The organism is Streptomyces endocoffeicus (assembly GCF_016741935.1).
In the GTDB taxonomy this organism is placed as follows: Bacteria; Actinomycetota; Actinomycetes; order Streptomycetales; family Streptomycetaceae; genus Streptomyces; species Streptomyces endocoffeicus.
Genome location: NZ_JAERRG010000003.1, coordinates 174,151 through 192,697, shown reverse-complemented (window position 1 = coordinate 192,697; position 18,547 = coordinate 174,151). Strand labels below are relative to the sequence as shown.

General features: G+C 71.1%; 12 protein-coding genes. 10 read left to right on the top strand and 2 right to left on the bottom strand.

Features of this window, described 5'->3' with window-relative positions; translation table 11 throughout:
• The first annotated feature begins 516 nt into the window (after positions 1-516).
• From JK364_RS10990 to JK364_RS10950, 9 genes are all read left to right on the top strand, one after another.
• Positions 517-2,085, top strand: coding sequence for an acyltransferase domain-containing protein (locus tag JK364_RS10990; protein ID WP_201850146.1), 1,569 nt, complete (start codon positions 517-519; stop codon positions 2,083-2,085).
• Entirely contained in the window at positions 2,082-8,147 is a 6,066-nt protein-coding gene (locus JK364_RS10985) for an SDR family oxidoreductase (protein WP_201850143.1), read from the top strand. Before JK364_RS10990 ends, JK364_RS10985 begins: the two co-directional genes overlap by 4 nt.
• Positions 8,148-8,164: 17 nt before the next feature.
• Positions 8,165-9,193: a 3-oxoacyl-[acyl-carrier-protein] synthase III C-terminal domain-containing protein gene (locus JK364_RS10980; protein ID WP_201850141.1), complete on the top strand. Its 1,029-nt coding sequence runs from the start codon at positions 8,165-8,167 to the stop codon at positions 9,191-9,193.
• Positions 9,190-10,662, top strand: a complete 1,473-nt coding sequence (locus tag JK364_RS10975; protein ID WP_201850140.1) for a cytochrome P450 — start codon at positions 9,190-9,192, stop codon at positions 10,660-10,662. The genes JK364_RS10980 and JK364_RS10975 overlap by 4 nt, the downstream gene beginning before the upstream one ends.
• Before the next feature lie 10 nt (positions 10,663-10,672).
• A complete protein-coding gene (locus JK364_RS10970; protein ID WP_201850138.1) occupies positions 10,673-11,782 on the top strand; it encodes a Rieske 2Fe-2S domain-containing protein in 1,110 nt (369 codons plus the stop codon).
• Positions 11,783-11,894: 112 nt separating this feature from the next.
• Complete coding sequence (locus tag JK364_RS10965; RefSeq protein WP_201850136.1) at positions 11,895-12,788, top strand: 3-hydroxyacyl-CoA dehydrogenase family protein; 894 nt, start codon at positions 11,895-11,897, stop codon at positions 12,786-12,788.
• The gene (locus JK364_RS10960; protein WP_201850134.1) at positions 12,785-13,075 is read left to right on the top strand and encodes an acyl carrier protein; all 291 of its coding nucleotides are present in this window, start codon (positions 12,785-12,787) and stop codon (positions 13,073-13,075) included. The genes JK364_RS10965 and JK364_RS10960 overlap by 4 nt, the downstream gene beginning before the upstream one ends.
• Positions 13,068-14,180: an acyl-CoA dehydrogenase family protein gene (locus JK364_RS10955; protein WP_201850133.1), complete on the top strand. Its 1,113-nt coding sequence runs from the start codon at positions 13,068-13,070 to the stop codon at positions 14,178-14,180. Before JK364_RS10960 ends, JK364_RS10955 begins: the two co-directional genes overlap by 8 nt.
• Positions 14,177-15,298 carry an HAD-IIIC family phosphatase gene (locus JK364_RS10950; protein WP_201850131.1) on the top strand — a complete coding sequence of 374 codons (1,122 nt, stop codon included), beginning with the start codon at positions 14,177-14,179 and terminating at the stop codon, positions 15,296-15,298. The genes JK364_RS10955 and JK364_RS10950 overlap by 4 nt, the downstream gene beginning before the upstream one ends.
• Here the strand turns inward: JK364_RS10950 and JK364_RS10945 are convergent.
• Positions 15,276-15,938, bottom strand: coding sequence for an O-methyltransferase (locus JK364_RS10945; protein WP_201850129.1), 663 nt, complete (start codon positions 15,936-15,938; stop codon positions 15,276-15,278). The two genes, JK364_RS10950 and JK364_RS10945, sit on opposite strands and share 23 nt — an antisense overlap.
• Positions 15,939-16,130: 192 nt before the next feature.
• On the opposite strand from JK364_RS10945, the gene JK364_RS10940 reads away from it, so the two are divergent.
• On the top strand, positions 16,131-17,015 hold the full coding sequence (locus tag JK364_RS10940) for an NAD-dependent protein deacetylase (protein WP_201850127.1): 885 nt from the start codon (positions 16,131-16,133) through the stop codon (positions 17,013-17,015).
• A gap of 25 nt (positions 17,016-17,040) precedes the next feature.
• On the opposite strand, the gene JK364_RS10935 is transcribed toward JK364_RS10940, so the two are convergent.
• A complete protein-coding gene (locus JK364_RS10935) occupies positions 17,041-18,531 on the bottom strand; it encodes a long-chain-fatty-acid--CoA ligase (protein ID WP_201850125.1) in 1,491 nt (496 codons plus the stop codon).
• Positions 18,532-18,547: the final 16 nt, after the last annotated feature.

The following is an 18,547-nucleotide window of genomic DNA, read 5'->3' as shown; positions in this document are numbered from 1 at the left end:
TCGGTCTCAGCCATATTGATTCACCGAAAGATGGTCGAAATCCCGGATGTATCGCGTTCAAACATCCCAATCGTCTTGAATCAAAAGGGGCATTGCCGACATAGGCATCATAATTGGTCTGGCATGGCTAACACGAGGCCTCACCGAGCGACAAGACCGCAATCGCCGCCCGGCATCACGTAATTCACTAGTCATGAACTCAATCAGCAACGGCCGAAACTGAGACCCTAAGATCGTTGACCCCCTGAAAGAAGCACAGTTACCTTAATTAGCGAACCCGATCAGCAAGGAAAACCCTCTTCAGGGTCACGCATTTGCGGGAATGGCCACCAACAATGGGTGGCCAGGGTCGAATTTCGCTGGACTCGCCGCTCCGATTTACCGCAGCAAGCGGACGTATGTCGTCGATTTCATCGCGCCGTCGTGGCGTTTCAGGGCCCCGGCTAAGCCAATGCAACATCGCCGGCAGTCGGGACGGAGATGAGGGTGATGCACGTGGTGGATTCTGTCTTTGTCATGCCGGGCACGGTTGCCGCCCCGCGCGGAGGCATTCTGTGCGATCTGCACAACCGTTACGAGGCCGTACGTGAAACTCTGTCACGTATCGACAAGGCAGCCCAGGAAATGGGGCTGCCCAACATCAGCGCCCGGCTTATCGAACAGAACGAGACGAGCGACCGGCGCGGCCCCGAGGTGCAATATCTGGAGATCTTCGCGGTCAGCATCGCGACGCACCATATGCTGATCGCCGAGGGCGCCAAGCCCATCGCGATCGTCGGACAGAGCATCGGGGAGCTGTGGGCCCTGGCCGCCGCGGGGCATCTGTCCGTGGAGGACGCCGCGCGCCTGGCCGTGGCCCGGTCCCAGGTACTGACCCGGCAGAGCTGGGGCGGAAAGATGCTCGCGGTCGGAGTGGACGGCCGCCGGGCGGAGTCGCTCGCCGAGCTGATCAACCATCCCCACCTGGTACTGGCCTGCGAGAACGCCCCTCGGCAGAGCGTCATCAGCGGCCCCGAAGCGTTGATCGAGCATGTGGAACGGGTGGCCGACGCCCTCGGCTGGCCAAGTCTCCAACTCGACGTCCCGCATCCGACCCACACTCCGGCGATGGCGCAGGCCGCGCGAGACCTGCGGGAATCCGCGCCACGGGTGCCATACGGTGCCGGGCGCTGGCGGGTGTGCTCCCCATGGCTGGGGCGGGATGTGGGCGACGACGACCCGGTCGACCTGGTCGCCGGCGCACTCACCTCCCGGGTCCGGATGCTGCACACCATCCGTGAGCTGCACGCGGCCGGCGCCGACGCCTTCGTCGAGTGCGGGGAGTGGCCCGTCGTCACCAAGTTCGTCGAGGCGTCGATCCCCGGGGTGCAGTGTGTCGTCCCGCTGAGCGAGAGCGACCCGGTCGAGGCCGTCCGGGCGCTGGTCGCCGACTCCACCGGCGGTGGCCCGTTCCGCTCGCGCCTGGCGACACCGTCGAGCAACGGACATGGTCCCGTCGTACGGGTGAGTGAGCCCGCGACGCCGGCCGGGCCGGTGGCGACACTCCCCGTCACCGAGCTGCCGATCCGGGCCACCGTGTCCGCGCAATCCGCGGCCCCTGTGTCCTATGTGGCTCCTGTGTCCTACGTGGCCCCCGTCACCTCCCCGGCCCCCGTCTCCTCCCCGGCTCCCTCGGCCCCCGCGGCTCCGGCTCCCCCGGTCGCCCCGGTCGCGGTCGCCCCGGTCGCGGCCGCCCCGGCCGTCGTCGCCCCGGCCGTCGTCGCCCCGGTCGCGGTCGCTCCAGCCGTCGCCGCCCCGGTCGCCCCGCCGTCGTCTGCCGGGTCGGACTACGACACGGTGCTCGCGGAGTTGCGGACGCTCTACGGCGACTTCCTGGGCTACCCGCCCGATCTGCTCGGTGAGGACGACGGCCTGGAGGCCGAGCTGGGTGTGGAGTCGCTCAAGCAGGTCGCCCTGCTCGGGATGGTGTCCGACCGGTACGACCTGCCCGACCTCCGGGCCAATTCCTCTCTGCTGACCGTCGGCACGCTGCGCCGGATCGCGGAGGCCGTCGTGCAGGCCCGAGCGGGGGCCGCCGGGCTATGACCTCCACAGAGAACCTGCGGGGTCGGGTCGCCCTGGTGACAGGGGCCGCGAAGAGCCTCGGCGCGGACATCGTGCGCCGCTTGGCGGAGAGCGGGGCCCACGTGATCGTCAACTACTTCCACTCGGTCGACCAGGCGAAAGAACTGCGGGCGGAGCTGGAGCAGGCCGGTCACAGCTGCGAGTTCATCCGCGCCTCAGTGGCCAAGACCAGCGAGATCGACCGGATGTTCGACCTGGTCCAGGAGCGGCACGGTGGCCTGGACATCCTGATCAACAACGCCGCGGGCGGGGCCTTCCTGCCGCTGTTCGACATCGATGACACGTACTGGCAGCGGGCGTGGTCCACCAACGTGATGGCGGCCTACCACTGTTCGCGCCGGGCGGCCGAGCTGATGGCGGGAAGAGACGGCGCGAGCATCCTCTGTCTCTCCAGCGTCGGGGCGCACCAGCCGGTTCCGGGTTACGGCCCCGGCGGTGTCACCAAGGCGGCCCTGGAGTCGCTGGTCCGCTATCTGGCGCTCGAGGTGGTCGGCCAGGGTATCCGGGTCAATACGGTGCTGCTGGGCTCCGTCGCCAGCGAGATCGTCGTCAACCTCGACGACCCTGCGGCGGCGCTCGGCGACCCGGCCGAGGCCGGCGAGCTGATGAGTCGTACCCTCTCGACACCGGAGGCGGCCAAGTTGATCGTCCACCTCCTCCACGAGGACGCCGGCTTCATCACCGGGCAGACCATCGTCGCCGACGGCGGCATCAGCATCGGCGGGATGCAGGGCCTGCGGCTGCACAGCAGGCTGGCGGACCAGGTGACCAGGCCCGCCAGGCACCAGCCGGTGCCCCCGGCGGTGGTGACGACGACGTCGACCGAGACGAGCCGGCCCGCCCCCGAACAACCGACGGCCGCCCACCCGGCGCCCGCATCGGCACCGGCGTTGGCATCGGTGGCGGCCCCAGCACCGGACCAAGCACCGGACCAAGCGCCGGACCCAGCACCGGTCCAGGCACAGCACCAAGCACCGGACCCAGCCCCATACCCTGCACCCGACCAACCGCCGGAGGCGGACCCCGAAGCCGTCGCGGTGGTCGGCCTCGGCCTGGTCCTGCCGGGCGCGAACAACACGGCGGAGTTCTGGGACCGGTTACGGGAGGGCGCCCTGATCTCCAGTGAGCCGTCCGCCTTCGACCTGAAGCACTTCTGGGCGCCCACCCGGGAGGAAACCGACGCCTTCTACGTGCGCGAGGCCGCGTACGTCCACGGCTTCGTCCCCGACCCCGCCTCGATCGCCGAACCGGACGGGAACGTCGGCCACCCCGGGTGGCCGCGTACCACCCGCTGGCTGCGGCACTGCGCCGTCCAGGCCCTGGCCGGGGTGCGTCGGCGCCCGACCGACCGGTGGCTCGCCACGACCACCGGTATCCACGACCAGACGGGGCTCGGCCCCCAGGGTGTCGTGCTGGGGGACGAGTACCGGCGCATGGTGCGCGAGGCGATCTCCGCCGACCAGGACGGTGACTGGCTGGCCGAGCTGGCCGACCACGCGATCACCGCGCACTACGGTGGCGACGGCGGGGACCCGAAGGCCTACCTGCCCGCGTCCGTCTCCCGCGACGCGCTGCGCGGACTGATCCCCGACGACTCGCAGCACCTGACCCTCGACGCGGCCTGTGCCAGCGGCTTGTTCGCTCTGGACGCGGCGGTCAAGGCGCTGCGCGAGGGCTCCTGCGACGTGGCGCTGGCCGGTGGCACCTCGATCATCGAGCCGATCGGGTTCACCCTCTTCTGCCGGGCCCAGGGCATCTCGATGAGCGGCAGGATACGCCCCTTCGACAAGGCGGCTGACGGAACCCTCATCGGTGAGGGGTCCATCATGCTCACCCTGAAGTCGTACGCGCGGGCCGTGGCGGACGGCGACCGGGTGCTCGGTGTCATCCGGGGCACCGGTCTCGCCGCCGACGGCCGGGGAAAGGGCATTCACGCTCCGGCCACGCGCGGACAGGAGCTGGCGATCGCCCGGGCCTGGGCCGACGCGGGCATCGAGGCCGACGACGTGGACTGGGTGGTGGCACACGGCACCGGCACGCCGGTGGGCGACGAGATCGAACTGCGCTCGCTGCTCTCCCGGTTGGGGCCGCGGACGCGGGCGTGCCTGCTGACCTCGAACAAGCAGGTCTTCGGGCACACCGGTGTGCTGGCGGGCCTGGTCTCGGTGGCGCACGCGCTGGTCGCTCTCGACCGCGGGGCGGTCCCCGGTCAGCCCGTGGTCACCGATCCGCACCCGCTGCTGGAGGACGGCACGCGGCTGACCGTACCGGTCAGGGACGCGCCCTGGCCGACGGAGGACGCACGACCTCGTGTGGTCGGGGTGTCGTCGTTCGGCCTCGGAGGAGCGGACGCGCACGTGGTCCTGTCCGACCGCGTGCCATCGGCCGCCCCCGCGCGGCGGCGGGGCGGAGACGCCCCCGCGGACACGGAACAACTGGTCGTCGTGGGCTGGAACACCCATCTGCCCGGCCTGGACACCGCCCAGGTGCCCGCCTGGCTGAGTGGTGACGGCCCGCTCCCCGAGGCCGGCTTCGGGATGCCGTACCCCCTGCCGTCCCCGCGTGAGGTGCGCATCCCGCCGCTGACGATGCGGCACATGGACCCCGCCCACCTGATGATGCTCCAGGCCCTCGGCCCGCTGCTGGACCAGCTCGGCGAGCCGGGCGTCAGCCTGCGGCCCACCACGGCGGTGGTCGTGGGAGCGACGCTGCCGACCACGCACAACACCCGGGCCGCGCTGCGGGTGCACGCCGGCGAGTGCGCCACCACGTTCGACATCCTGCCCGACCCGGTGCAGGCGCAGACGCTCAAGGAGTACCTCGCGAAGGGGATGGCGGAGGCCAAGGGGGTGATCCCCGGCGATCTGAACGAGGACGACTTCACCGGGGCGGTCTCCTGCATCCTGTCGGGCCGGGCCGCCAACTACTACGACTTCCGGGGCATGGGCACCAGCGTCTACGCCCACCGGGACTCCGCGCACACCGCCCTCGATCTGGCCCTGCGTCAACTCCGGCACCGCGCCTGCGACCTCGCTCTCGTCGGCGCGGTGTGCCAGCGGCCCATCAGCGGCTGGGACCGCCACCTCGACGACCTGGTGCCGGAGGGCCGGTCCATCGCGGAAGGTGCCGCCGTCCTGGCGGTCGCCCGGCTCTCCACCGCGCTGGAGCACAACCTGCCCGTTCTGGGTTCGCTCTCCACCGCGGTCGACGGCGGCGTGCCCGGGGCCCCGGCCACCCCCGGGCACGCCCTGCCCGTACTGGCCGACGCCGGACACACCTATCTGTCGCTGGACGCCCTGCTGGCGGTCCTCAAGGCCGTCTCCGCCGGAGCGGACACCGTCGTGACACCCGCCGCCGCCGGATCGCCACTGATCCGGTTCACCCGGCCGGACGGCCCGGACACCCACGGCCCGGCCCAGGAGGAGGTGGAGCGGGCCGAGCCGGACCGGGCAGCGCACACCGAGCCGGAACGTACCGCGCCCGAGCACACCGAGGACTTCACCGGCCGCCGCCAGACCCTCCGATTCGTCCCGACGACCTCGCCGCGGAACGGCTCGGCCACGCCATCGATCCCGCCCGGCACCGTCGTCATCACCGACGCCCCGGATCTCGCCGCGGCCGCCACCGGCCCGGACATCGCCGTCTGGTCACCGCGGCCGGGCCCCGGAGCCGCCACCCACGTCCCGCCCGAGGAGGCCCCCGGCGCCCTGGCCGACCTGCCGTTCATCCCGCGCCATATCCGGGTCCTGTCCCGGCTGCCCGTCCAGGACGACGGGAGCGACAATGCCGAGGCCACCCGGATGGAGGACCTTCAGGACCTCGCATTCACCACCCTCCAGGCGGCGCTGCCCGCGCTGCGCTCCGGCGGCTCGCTCGGCGCGCTCCTGCTCGGCGCGGTGCCGGACGACCTGCCACCCCCGCTGAGCGGGCTGTTCACCGGCCTCATCCGCTCCGTCCGCGCCGAGGTCCCGCAGTGCGGTGGAGTGACCCTGCTCAGCGACGCGCCGGACGCCGCGACCGCCCTGGACCAGCTGGCGCGGGCGGGCACCGCCCAGGTGCCGACCCACACGCTGGCCTGCCGCGGGGGCGACTGGTTCACCCTGGCCGTCGCCGACGACCACGCTCCACCGCCCCCGCCGGGAGCCGCCTCGCTGCCGCCCGGCGCGGTCGTGGTCGCCTTCGGCGGCGCCCGGGGCATCACCCCCGAGCTCCTCCACGCGATCGCCCGCACCAGCGACCGGCCGCATGTGTACGTCATCGGCCGCACCCCACTGCCGGAAACCGATGACGCGCTGCCGCCGCAGGCCGAGTTCATCGCCGCCGGACACCGCAGCCGCCCCGGCGCGTCGGTGGGTGAGCTGCGCGCCGCCTACGAGAAGGCCCAGGCGCGCCTGGAGGTACGCCGTACGGTGCGGCGGCTGACGGAACTGTGCGGCCGGGACCGGGTCCACCACCGCGTGTGCGACGTCCTCGACGCCGAGGCCACCACCGCCGTCCTCAACGAGGTCGTCGACCGGCACGGACAGATCGACCTGCTCATCAACACCGTCCTCGACCTCCGGTCGCGTGCGCTGCACGCCAAGACCCTGACCGATTTCCGGGCGGTCCGGGCCACCAAGGCGACCGGCTACCGCAACCTCAAACGGGCCCTGGCCGGGCGTCCGCCCCGGATCTGGTGCAACTTCAGCACCCTGGCGACGCTCGCTCCCGCGCCCGGTGACATCGATTACTGCGCCGTCAACGAGTACCTCGCGTACGCGAGCGCCTGGGCCCAGCGGCACGGACCGGACGGACACCAGGAGTTGGCGATCCTCTGGAGCGGCTGGCGGGAGGTCGGCGTCGCCAGCAGCGTCACCATGCGGGAGACCCTCAAACGCAACCAGATGGACGCCTACATCAGCACCGAGCAAGGATGCGCCCAATTCCTCTCCGCCGTGACCCGGCCACCGGCCGGCGGGGTGGCGTTCTTCATCCGGGAGGACGAACGCGTCCTGCTGGCCCGGCGCGGTATCAGCACCTACGGTGCGGCCGGCGAACCGCGGATACCCGCTCCGGACGCGCCGCCGCCCGCCCCGCCGGATCCGTCGCTGACCAGTCCGCTGCTCGACGGTGTGCTGCACCGCGGCAAGAACTGGGCCGTCTTCACCAAGACCTGGGATCCGCGCACCCTGGCCGAGCGGGACGGGCGGTGGATGCGTCACCACCGGGTCAACGGTGAGTACACGCTGGCCGGTACGTTCACCCTGGAAGCCGCGGCCGCCGCGGCCGCGACGCTCTGCCCCGACCTGGTGGTCACCGGGTTCCGCGGTCTCGTCTGCCGGACGTCGATCACGGTCAGGCTCGCCGGACCGCAGCGCACCGTCGCGGTGGAGGCCCGGGTCACCAGCCGGAAGCGCGACGGCGCCGAGGTGGCGGTCCGGATGACGGCGCACCGGATCGGCAAGAACGGCAAGGTGCTGCGCTTCAACGACCTGCTGTGCGAGACGACGGTCGTACTGGCGGATCGCTACCCCGTGCTCGCCGGACCACCCGACTGTTCGTCCCACGACCCCGAACCCGATTTCGCGATGCCGGTCTACTCCCCCGACCCGCCGATCTCGCTCACCGGCCCGTTCGCCGGCACCAGCGATTACGCCCGCGGGCCGGACGGGAACAGCGCCAGGTTCGGTCTGGACCACGCCGCCTGGGCCCCGGCCCTGGCGGGGATGACCGTACCGGCGATCCTGCTGGACGCGATGGTGCACCTGTTGCTGCTGCCACCGCGCGGTGACCACCCGCCGCTGGTCGGCCCGATGGCCGGTCTCGACGAGGTCGAGCTCAGCGGGCCGGGCAACGACTGCCTGCTCAGCGCGGAGAACCCGGTCATCCGGCTGCACTGCGACTTCGCCACCGGGGACCTGACCGCCGTGACCGGTCACGGCAGGGTGCTGGCCCGTATCACCGGGGTCACCGCACACGCCTTGGACCACAGCGGAGAACTGGTCCGGCCCCGCGCCCGCGTTCCCCAGTCGCCCCTTTCGTGACAGCGGAGGAGACAGCAGTGTTGTGGCAGGACATCACGATCGCCGGGACCGGCGCGTGGATACCCCCCATCAGGCCCGAGCAGCAGCCGCGGGGCGGACCGGGCACCGGGCAGCCCTCCATGATGGCGCTCAACGGATTCACCTCGGCCGCCGTCTCGAAGGACAACACGGCCACCCAGATGGCGGCCCGGGCCGGCCTCAAGGCACTGCGCCACGCGGACGTGGTCAGTGCCGACCTGAGCCTGCTCGTGCACGCCGGCTTCCAGGACCCGGACCACTACACACCCTCGGCCTATCTGATGCGGGTGCTCGGGGGACGGGACACCGCCGGAATCGAGGTCGGTGCCGCCAGTGACGGCGGGGCCGCCGCGCTCGTCGCCGCGGCCGACCACCTCGCCGCCCGGCCGGACGCGAAGGCCGCGCTGGTCACGACCGGTGCCCGGTTCCCGGACGAACGGTGGGGCTATTCCCGGGAGTTGGGCTATGTGGCCGGTGACGCCGGCGCCGCCGCCGTCCTCACCCGGGGGACGGGCTTCGCCCGCCTGGTGGCGACCGCCCATGTCACGGAGTCGCGGCTGGAGGCGCAGACCCGGACCAAGGAGGGCCACACCGGTGTCGCCCGGCGGTCCCCCGTCGAGGAGACCGGGTTCATGCCCCATATCGACGTGCTGCAACGGGCCACCCACCGCTGCATCGAGACCGTCCTCGACGAGGCCGCCGTGAAACCGGCGGACATCGCGCACGTGGTGCCCATCGCGATCGGGTCGGTCGTGCTGGACATGCTGCTCTCCGGCTCACCGCTCGGCCTGCGCGCCGACGACACCAGCTGGACCTACGGCCGGCACATCGGCCACGCCGGCCCGTCCGACGTCCTGCTCGCCCTCGACCGGACGTTCCGCTCCGGCACGCTGCGCGCCGGGGAACGCGTCCTCGTCGTGAGCTTCGGGGTCGGCTTCCGCTGGACCACCGCGCTGTTCGAGGTCACCCGCGATCCCGTCGCCATGACACCGGCCGGTCGCTCACGATCAGAAGGAGTTTGTCCATGACGGACACGAGTACGGCGACCGCCGCGTCGGTGCCGCTGGCTCCGCGGGCCCTGCCGCTGCTGGGCCACGCACTGCCCCTGCTCCGCGATCCACTGGCGTTCATCATGTCCCTGTCCGAATACCGCGAGATGGTCCGCGTCCGGCTGGGCCCGAGTACCGCCATGATGATCTGCGATCCGGACCTGACCCGTCAGGTGTTCCTGAACGACCGTGTCTTCGACAAGGGCGGCCCGATCTACGACCGGATCCGCGAGGTCATCGGCGACGGCCTGTCCACCTGCCCGTACCCCCTGCACCGGCGGCAGCGGCGGCTGTGCCAGCCGTCGTTCCACCCCACCCGGCTCGCCGGGTACGGGACGGTGTTCGCCCGGGCGGCCGAGGTGAAGGCGGCATCCTGGCGGGACGGCGACGTCCTCGACATCACCCAGGAAATGATGACGCTGACGACGCGAGCCACCATGGAGACGATGTTCAGCGGCGCACTGCCCGCGGAGACCATGCGGCGGGCCCTCGCCGACACCTCCACCATCGTGACCGCGTTCTTCCGCCGGATGATGACACCGGCCCTGCTGCGCCGGGTGCCGACTCCGCGCAAGCGGCGGTACGACCAGGCCCGTGACCGGCTGGCGGCCACCATCGCGGAGATCATCGCCGAGCGGCGTGCCGATCCGACCGACCATGCCGACCTGCTCTCCACGCTGGTCGCGGCGGTCGACGAGGAGAGCCAGGACGGCCAGAAGCAGCTGAGCGACACCGAACTGGCGGACGAGGCCCTCACGTTCTTCCTCGGCGGGATGGAGACCACGGCCATCACCCTGGCCTGGGCGCTGCACCTGCTCGCCACGAACCCGGACGTCCAGCACCGGCTCCAGGCCGAGACCGATCAGGTCCTGGCCGGCGGGAAGGTCGATCCCGCGCACCTGCCCTCGCTCGACCTGGCCGCCCGGGTGGTGACCGAGACGCTGCGGCTGTATCCGCCCGCCTGGATGATGACCCGCGCGGTCCGGCAGGACACCGAACTCGGCGGGGTGCGGCTCAAGGGCGGCAGCACCATCGTGCTCAGCCCGTACCTCCTGCACCGCCGGCCCGACCTCTACCCCGACCCCGACCGGTTCGACCCGGACCGCTGGCTCGACGGCCAGCCCGACCGGGCCGCCTACATCCCGTTCGGCGCCGGGGCGCGCAAGTGCATCGGGGACCAGTTCGCCCTCACCGAGGCCATCCTGGCCCTCACCGCCATCGTCGCCCGCTGGGAGCTGACGCCCGTCGGCGACCAGCCGTTCGAGCCCAAGGTGGAGACCAGCCTGAGTTCGCGCGGGCTGCGCCTGCGGCTCAGTGAGAGGCGGACGAGCGGCGCCGGCGACGCCGAACTGCACGCGGCCACGCCGCGGTCCACACCCGCCCAGCCATCCACGTCCGTCCAGCCATCCACGCCGCCGGGCACCGGCGGCTGCCCGGTGAAGCACTAGGAGTGATGCCGTGAAGCCTCACCTGAAGCCCCTGGTGAAGCAGCTTCTCAACGCCCGGAGGGTCCGCCTGCCCAGCGCGGCCCCGGCCGACAGCCTGCGGACTCCTTCCCTCCCTTATCCGAACGGGTGGTTCTGTCTGGCCTTCACCGACGAGGTGCGGCCCGGATCCGTCACCACCCGCCCGATCGCGGGCACGGAGGTCGTCCTCTACCGGACGGCCAAGGGCGTGCTGCGGGCCGTCCGGCCCCAGTGCCCGCATCTGGGAGCGCATCTCGGGGTCGGCGGATCGATCGAGGGCGAGGACATCGTCTGCCCCTTCCACCGGTTCGCGTTCAGCCCGGAGGGCACCTGTGTGCGCACGGGTTACGACAAACCACCGCCGAAGGCGTCGCTGGCGCAGTACCCGGTGTGCGAGGCCAACGGCTCGATCTACGTATGGTGGCACGCCCTCGGCCTGCCCCCGCAGTGGGAGGTCCCGGCCTTCCCCATGGACGACCGGCAGCCGTACAGCCACGACACCTTCGATATCGCCGGTCACCCGCAGGACGTCATCGAGAACGCCTTCGACTGGGGTCATCTGCCGGCGCTGCACGGTCTCAAAGGTCTCGACATCGAGGGCGCTCCGGTGGCCGGGGAACCGACCAGCACCGTCACCGCGACCGCCCGCGGCACCATGATGCGCGGGTTCCGCCAGTCCTACACGCTCACGGTGATCGGACTGGCCACCATCGCGGCGCGCACGGTCCTGCCCCGGGGCGCGGGCACCCTCTATGTGATGCTCCACGCGACCCCCACCAGCCCGGGACGCATCCAGCTCCGGTTCGGTACGAAGCTGGAGCTGAACGGCATCCCCGGCGTGCCCGGCGCGGTGGGGCGCGCGGCAGCCATGCCCGTCGCCCGGCTGCTCAGCACCGTCCTCCAGCGGGTGGCGAGCGTCGACACCGGCGCGGACCTGCTGATGTGGCACTACCAGGAGCATGTCGACCACCCGAAGCTCGCCAAGGGCGACGGTCCGATCGGCCGGTACCGGCAGTGGGCGCAGCAGTTCTACACGGAACCCACGGGCGATCTGACGCCACCGCGACCTCCCCGGGCCGGCGCGAGCCGCTCGGAGGAGTGACCACCGGCGACGGCGGCCCGGGAGCGCTCGATCCGCTCCCGGGCCGCTTCGCCGCCGATCACCGTGTGCGACGCGGCCCGGCCGGCCGGGCCGGTGACCAGAGAGAGGCGACATGGCAGCGGAGAACGGTACGCCCGGCGCCGGGCGTCGATTGGCGGTGCTCGGAGCGGGGGTGATGGGCTCGGGCATCGCCGCGCTGGCGGTCGGGCACGGGATCGCGGTGTCGCTGATCGACCCGGACCGGCGCCGGCTGGACGAGGCCCCGGCGAAGATCGACCACCAGGTACGGATGGCGCGGCTGATGGGCGCGCTGCCCGAGGAGACCGTCCCCGGCGCTCTCGTCACCGGCCCGTCCCTCGCCGATCTGCCGGCGGCCGACGACACGGCCCCCACCGCGGTGATCGAGGCGGTCACCGAGGACCCCGACGCCAAGGCGAAGGTCCTCGCGGACGTGTCCGCGCTGGTCGCGCCGGGCACCCCGATCATCTCCAACACGTCGTCGATTCCCATCGACGAGCTGGCCCTGGCGACGGCGCGGCCGGTCGATCTGATCGGCACCCACTTCATGAATCCGCCCTACCTGATCCGGACGGTCGAGGTCATCCGGGGCACCCACACCGGCGAGGCGACCCTGGACGCGTTGCGGGCGCTGCTCACCGCGCTGCGCCGGCAGCCGATCGTGGTCGACGACGCACCGGGGTTCGTCACCAGCCGGATCCTGCACCCCATGATCAACGACGCGGTCCGCGTGGTGGCGGCGGGTACCGCGAGCGCCGAATCGGTCGACCGGCTCATGCAGGGCTGCCTGGGTCACCCGACGGGCCCGCTGCGCACCGCCGACCTCATCGGTCTTGACAACCTGGTCGACTCGCTGTGGGTGCTGCACAGCCGGACCGGTGACGAAGGGTGCCGTCCCTGCGATCTGCTGCTGGAGCTGGTGCGGGCCGGCCACCTCGGCCGCAAGAGCGGGCGCGGCTTCTACGAGTACGAGGGAGAACAGGCATGACCACGTCATCCGACCAGCCGGTGCCGGAATCCAGCACCGTCCAGACGGAAATGCTGGGGTTCCTGGCGAAGCGTACGGGGACGACCTGGGCGACCGACAAGGATGTCTTCGGCTCCGGCGGACTGTCCTCGCTCTTCGCCATGGAGCTGGTGGTGCATCTGGAGAAGTCGTACGGCATCGCCATCCGCGGCGCCGACCTGCGGATGGAGAACTTCCGCACCGTGCGGCGGATGGCCGCGCTGGTCGAACGGCTCCGGCAGCCCGCCCCGGGCGGCTCCGGTGCGTGAACCCGTCGCCGCGGCGGCCTCGGCGGTCACCGAACTGGTCGGCGACCGGGCGTCCGGCTGGGACCGGGCGGGCCGGCTGCCCGAGGACCTGGTGCGGAAACTCGGCGCCGCCGGGCAACTGGCCGCCCAGATCCCGACGAGGTACGGCGGACCGGGGTGGAGCAGCGCGGACAACGGCGAGTTCACCGCCCATGTCGGCAGTCTGTGCGGCTCGCTGCGGAGCGTCATGACCTCGCAGGGCATGGCCGCGTGGACCGTGGAACGGCTCGGTGACCCGGCGCAGGCGGCGGAGCTGCTGCCGCGGCTCGCCTCGGGTGAGACGGCGGCCGTGGCCTTCAGCGAACCCCAGGCGGGCAGCGATCTGTCGGCCATCGAGACCACCGTCACCATCGACGGGGACACCCTGCTGCTCAACGGCCACAAGAAGTGGGTGACCGCCGCCGAATACGCCGATCTCATCCTGGTCGTCGCCCGGATGGACGAGGGAGGTGCCGTGGTGGTCGTGGACCGGACCGCCCCCGGGGTGCGGGTGCGGCCGGTGGCCGATCCGCTGGGCTGCCGGGCGGCCGGGCACGCGGAGGTCCGGCTGGACGACGTGCGGTTGCCGCTCAGCAGGCTGCTGGGCGGCGGTCGGCAGCCGCTGTCCCTGCTCGTGACGACCGCCCTGGCCTACGGCCGGATCTCCGTCGCCTGGGGCTGTGTCGGAATCCTGCGGGCCTGTGTGGCGGCGGCCGTCGAGCACGCCGGATCCCGGCACCAGTTCGGCCGGCCGCTGGGGCAGCACCAGCTCGTCGCCCGGCACCTGGCCGACCTGTGGACGGCCGAGCAGGTCTCCACCCGGGCCTGTGAGCACGCCAGCCGCTGCTGGGACGACAACGACGCCGGTCTGGTCCCCGCCATCGTGCTGGCGAAGTACGTCAGTGCCACGCACGCGGCCGAGGGCGCGGCCGCCGCGGTCCAAGTGCTCGCGTCGGCCGGGGCGCAGGACGGTCATGTCGTCGCGCGGGCGTACCGCGACGCCAAGCTCATGGAAATCATCGAGGGCAGCAACGAGGTGTGCCAGCTGATCCTGGCCGACCACGCGCTCACAAGGAGCCGAATATGAGCGACAGCAGCGCCCCGCTCCCGCCCACGACCGTGAAGTGCCTGGTCTGGGACCTCGACAACACGCTCTGGCACGGCACGTTGCTGGAGGACGAGACCGTCGTGCTGCCCGAGGCGATCCGGGAGGTGATCGTCGGCCTGGACGCACGGGGCATACTCCAGTCGGTGTCCAGCCGCAATGACCACGACCTCGCCTGGGCACAGCTGGAGGCGCTCCGCCTCGCGGACTACTTCGTCGTGCCGGAGATCGGCTGGGGGCGCAAGTCGGAGGCCGTACGCCGGATCACCGAGCGGTTGAACTTCGCTCCCGGCACCATCGCCTTCATCGACGACCAACCGGCCGAGCGGGCCGAGGTCGCCTACCATCTGCCGGACGTGCGCTGTTACCCGGCGGAGGACGCCACGACGCTGCTCGGCCGGCCCGAGTTCAGCCCGAGGTCGGTGACCGTCGACTCGCGCCGACGCCGGACGATGTACCAGGCCGGCTTCCGGCGCACGGCCGAGCAGGAGCGGTTCACCGGCCCGCACGAGGACTTCCTCCGCTCGCTGGACATGGTGATGCGCATCGAACGGGCCACCGAGGACGAGCTGTCGCGGGTCGAGGAACTGACCCTGCGCACCAGCCAGATGAACGCGACCGGGGTGCACTACCCGGACGAGGCGCTGCGCGCGCTTCTCGCCCACCCCAGCCATGAGGTCCTGGTCACGACGCTCACCGACCGTTTCGGATCGCATGGTGCCGTGGGTGTGCTGCTGGTCGAGAAGCACAAGGAGGCATGGCACCTCAGGCTGCTCGCCACCTCGTGCCGGGTGGTGGCGTTCGGGGCCGGGGCGATGATCCTCAACTGGCTGGTCGACCAGGCGGGCCGGGCCGGTGTCCACCTGCTGGCGGACTTCCGCCCCACCGACCGCAACCGGATGATGGAGATCGCCTACCGGTTCGCCGGTTTCGACGAGCGGCCCTGCGACTGCCGGGGGCCGGTCGCCGGGAGTTCCGGCGAGGACGTCCAGCTGCTGCACCTCGTGCCCGAGCGGCGGGCCGCCCCCACGACGGCCCGGCTCGTCGCTCCGGACCTCACCGACCGCCGGGCACCGGTCACCTCCGGCGGACCAGAGTGATGCCGTCGGCCATCGGGAGCATGCTCACGTCGACCCGCCGGTCGTCCCGGATCATGGCATTGAGCTCACGAACACCGGCGGTGTCCGCGTCGTCGGCGAGGGAGTCGATGACCCGGCCGGAGAAGAGCGTGTTGTCCACCACCACCAGCCCGCCCGGCCGCACGAGCCGCAACGCCAGCTCGTAGTACCGCGGATAATTCGCCTTGTCGGCATCGATGAAAACGAGACCGAAACTGCCGGAGAAACCGTCGTCGAGCATCTTCTGGAGAGTTTCGGTCGCCGGACCGATACGAACCTCGATCCGCTCGGAAATTCCCGCTCGCCGCCAATAATCGGCACCGATCTCCGACCACCGATCGGTTATGTCACAGGTGATCAGTCTCCCGTGGTGCGGAAGAGCGCGAGCCATGCACAGGGTGCTGTAGCCGGTAAAGGTGCCGATCTCCAGCGCCTCCGCGACTCCGGTCGCCGCGACCAGAAACGCGAGGAACTGCCCCTCTTCGGCCATGACCTGCATCGCTTCCCCACCGGGCAGCTCCGCGGTCATCCGGCGCAGATCGCGCAGAATCTCATCTTCTCTCAGCGAGAAGTCCCTCATATATGCGAGAAGTTCCGATCCGGCCGCAATTTGATTCGCCATGTCGAAAATGGTAGGTGAGATTTCACAGGGACTCAATAACGCGTTGTCGCGCTTTTGGAGTTGAACACATGGCCGTGGTCGTCCCGGTGGCCGCGACCCGGGCGATCAGCGCGGCCCGGAACCGCGGCCAGGTGAACGCGCCCACCTCGCATACGCCAGGTGTCACCGTGCCGCGTTCCGTACTCTGGCGACATGCGTATGCGCCCCACTTTGAGCTGGACCCCTGCCGAGGACCTGCCGCCGGGCAGCACGGATCCGGAACCGGTCGCCGACGCGCTGAGCACCGGCGGTGTGCTGGTGCTCAGCGGTGCGGGCATCTCCACGGAGTCGGGCATCCCCGACTACCGGGGCGTGGGCGGGAGCCTGAGCCGGCACACCCCGATGACCTACCAGGACTTCACGGCCGACGCCCGGGCCCGGCGCCGGTACTGGGCCCGCAGCCACCTCGGCTGGCGCACCTTCGGCCGCGCCCGTCCCAACGCCGGGCACCGGGCCGTGGCCGCGTTCGCGCGGCACGGCCTGCTCTCGGGCGTGATCACCCAGAACGTGGACGGTCTGCACCAGGCGGCCGGCAGCGAGGGCGTCGTGGAACTCCACGGAAGCCTGGACCGGGTCGTCTGCCTCTCCTGCGGCACCTTCAGCCCGCGCCGCGAACTCGCCCGGCGGCTGGAGGAGGCCAATGTGGGCTTCGAGCCGGTGGCCGCCGGAATCAACCCGGACGGCGACGCCGACCTCACCGACGAACAGGTCGGGGACTTCCGCGTAGTGCCCTGCACGGTCTGCGGTGGCGTCCTCAAACCCGATGTGGTGTTCTTCGGCGAGGCCGTTCCGCCGAAGCGGGTCGAGCACTGCCGCGAGCTGGTCCGCGAGGCGGCCTCGCTGCTGGTCCTGGGCTCCTCACTGACGGTGATGTCCGGACTCCGGTTCGTCCGCCAGGCGGCCCGGGACGGAAAGCCGGTGCTGATCGTCAACCTGGACCCGACCCGGGGCGACCAGCACGCCGTCACCCGCGTCGCGCTCCCGCTGGGGACCGCCCTCACCGCCGTGGCCGACCGGCTGGGCATCCCCGCTCAGTAGGATGTGGCGGACCCCCACCCGCCCCCTATCGCCTGACCACGATCTCCCGTTTGAGGATCTTGCCGGTCGCTCCCTTGGGGAGCCCGTCGGTGATCGTGACGATCCGCGGGTACTTGTACGCGGCAACCCGCTGTTTGACGTAATCGCGTATCTGATCGGCGGTGGTCTGTGCACCGTCCCGGAGCGTTACCACGGCGGCCACCTCCTCCCCGTGGGTCTTGTGCGGCACGCCGACGACAGCGGCCTCGGCGACGGCGGGGTGTTCGTAGAGCACCTCCTCGATCTCGCGCGGATAGACGTTGTATCCACCGCGGATGATGAGGTCCTTCTTCCGGTCGACGATGAAGTAGTAGCCGTCCTCGTCGACACGGGCGAGATCGCCGCTGTGGAACCACCCGTCCCGGATGGCCTCCGCGGTCGCGCCCGGACGGTTCCAGTACCCCCTCATCACGTTTTCGCCGCGGATCGCGATCTCACCGACCTCGCCCGGCCCGGCCGTGGTGCCATCCTCCGCGACGAGCATGAACTCGACCCCGCGGATGGGGAGACCGATCGAACCGGCCTTGGCCGGCCGGTCCGGAGGGTTGAACGAGGCGACCGGCGAGGTCTCCGAGAGGCCATAGCCCTCCAGCACGGTGGCGCCGAATTCCCGTTCGAAGCCATGCAGCACTTCGACCGGCAACGCGGCGCCCCCGGAAACGGCCAGGCGCATCCGCGAGAGGTCGTAGCCGTCGGGGATCGCGGTGTTCAGCAGGGCCGTGTACATCGTGGGGACGCCCAGGAAGACGGTGACCCCGTCCCGGTCCATGATCTCCAGCGCCTTGGCCGGCTCGAACCGCGGCAGCAGGGTCAGCGTGGCGCCGGCGGCGACGGCGGTGTTGAGCGCGCAGGTCTGTCCGAAGGCGTGGAACATGGGCAGGCCGCCGAACAGTACGTCGTCCGGCCCGATGTGGAGCACCGTCTCGACCGTGGTGACCGTGTTGGTCCTCAGGTTGCGGTGGGTCAGCTCGGCGCCCTTCGGGGTTCCCGTGGTGCCCGAGGTGTACAGGATCACGGCGGTGTCGTTCTCACCCCGATCGACGATCCCGGGCATCGGTGCGGTGGCCCGCACGAGATCGTTGAATGCCGCGGGGTCGATGACCAGGCACTCGGCGCCGGCCTCTGCCGCGGCCATCATGACCTCGGCCGCGCACAGTGGGAACGTCACCACGGTCCGGGATCCGGAATCCCGGAGCAGGTACGCGATTTCGCGGGCCTTCAGCAGCGGGTTCATCGGCACCACTACGCCGCCCGCGCGGAGGATGCCGTAGTACACGACGGGGAAAGGGATGACGTTGGGCATGACCAGCGCGACGCGATCGCCCGGCTGCATGCCCCTGGCGCGCAACAGCGTGGCGAACTGGGCGCCGGCGTCGTTCAGTTGGGCATAGGTGAGGGCGGTCTCGCCCTGCCGAACGGCGACTCGTCGCCCGTCGGCCCAGGCGGATTCCGCCAGGAGTACGGCGAGGTTGTTCATACGGTTCCCCTCAGAA

Coding starts and splice junctions, on each gene's coding strand:
- JK364_RS10990 (WP_201850146.1), top strand. CDS start 517: ATGCCGGGCACGGTTGCCGCCCCGCGCGGAGGCATTCTGTGCGATCTG.
- JK364_RS10985 (WP_201850143.1), top strand. CDS start 2,082: ATGACCTCCACAGAGAACCTGCGGGGTCGGGTCGCCCTGGTGACAGGG.
- JK364_RS10975 (WP_201850140.1), top strand. CDS start 9,190: ATGACGGACACGAGTACGGCGACCGCCGCGTCGGTGCCGCTGGCTCCG.
- JK364_RS10965 (WP_201850136.1), top strand. CDS start 11,895: ATGGCAGCGGAGAACGGTACGCCCGGCGCCGGGCGTCGATTGGCGGTG.
- JK364_RS10960 (WP_201850134.1), top strand. CDS start 12,785: ATGACCACGTCATCCGACCAGCCGGTGCCGGAATCCAGCACCGTCCAG.
- JK364_RS10950 (WP_201850131.1), top strand. CDS start 14,177: ATGAGCGACAGCAGCGCCCCGCTCCCGCCCACGACCGTGAAGTGCCTG.
- JK364_RS10945 (WP_201850129.1), bottom strand. CDS start 15,938: ATGGCGAATCAAATTGCGGCCGGATCGGAACTTCTCGCATATATGAGG.
- JK364_RS10940 (WP_201850127.1), top strand. CDS start 16,131: ATGCGTATGCGCCCCACTTTGAGCTGGACCCCTGCCGAGGACCTGCCG.
- JK364_RS10935 (WP_201850125.1), bottom strand. CDS start 18,531: ATGAACAACCTCGCCGTACTCCTGGCGGAATCCGCCTGGGCCGACGGG.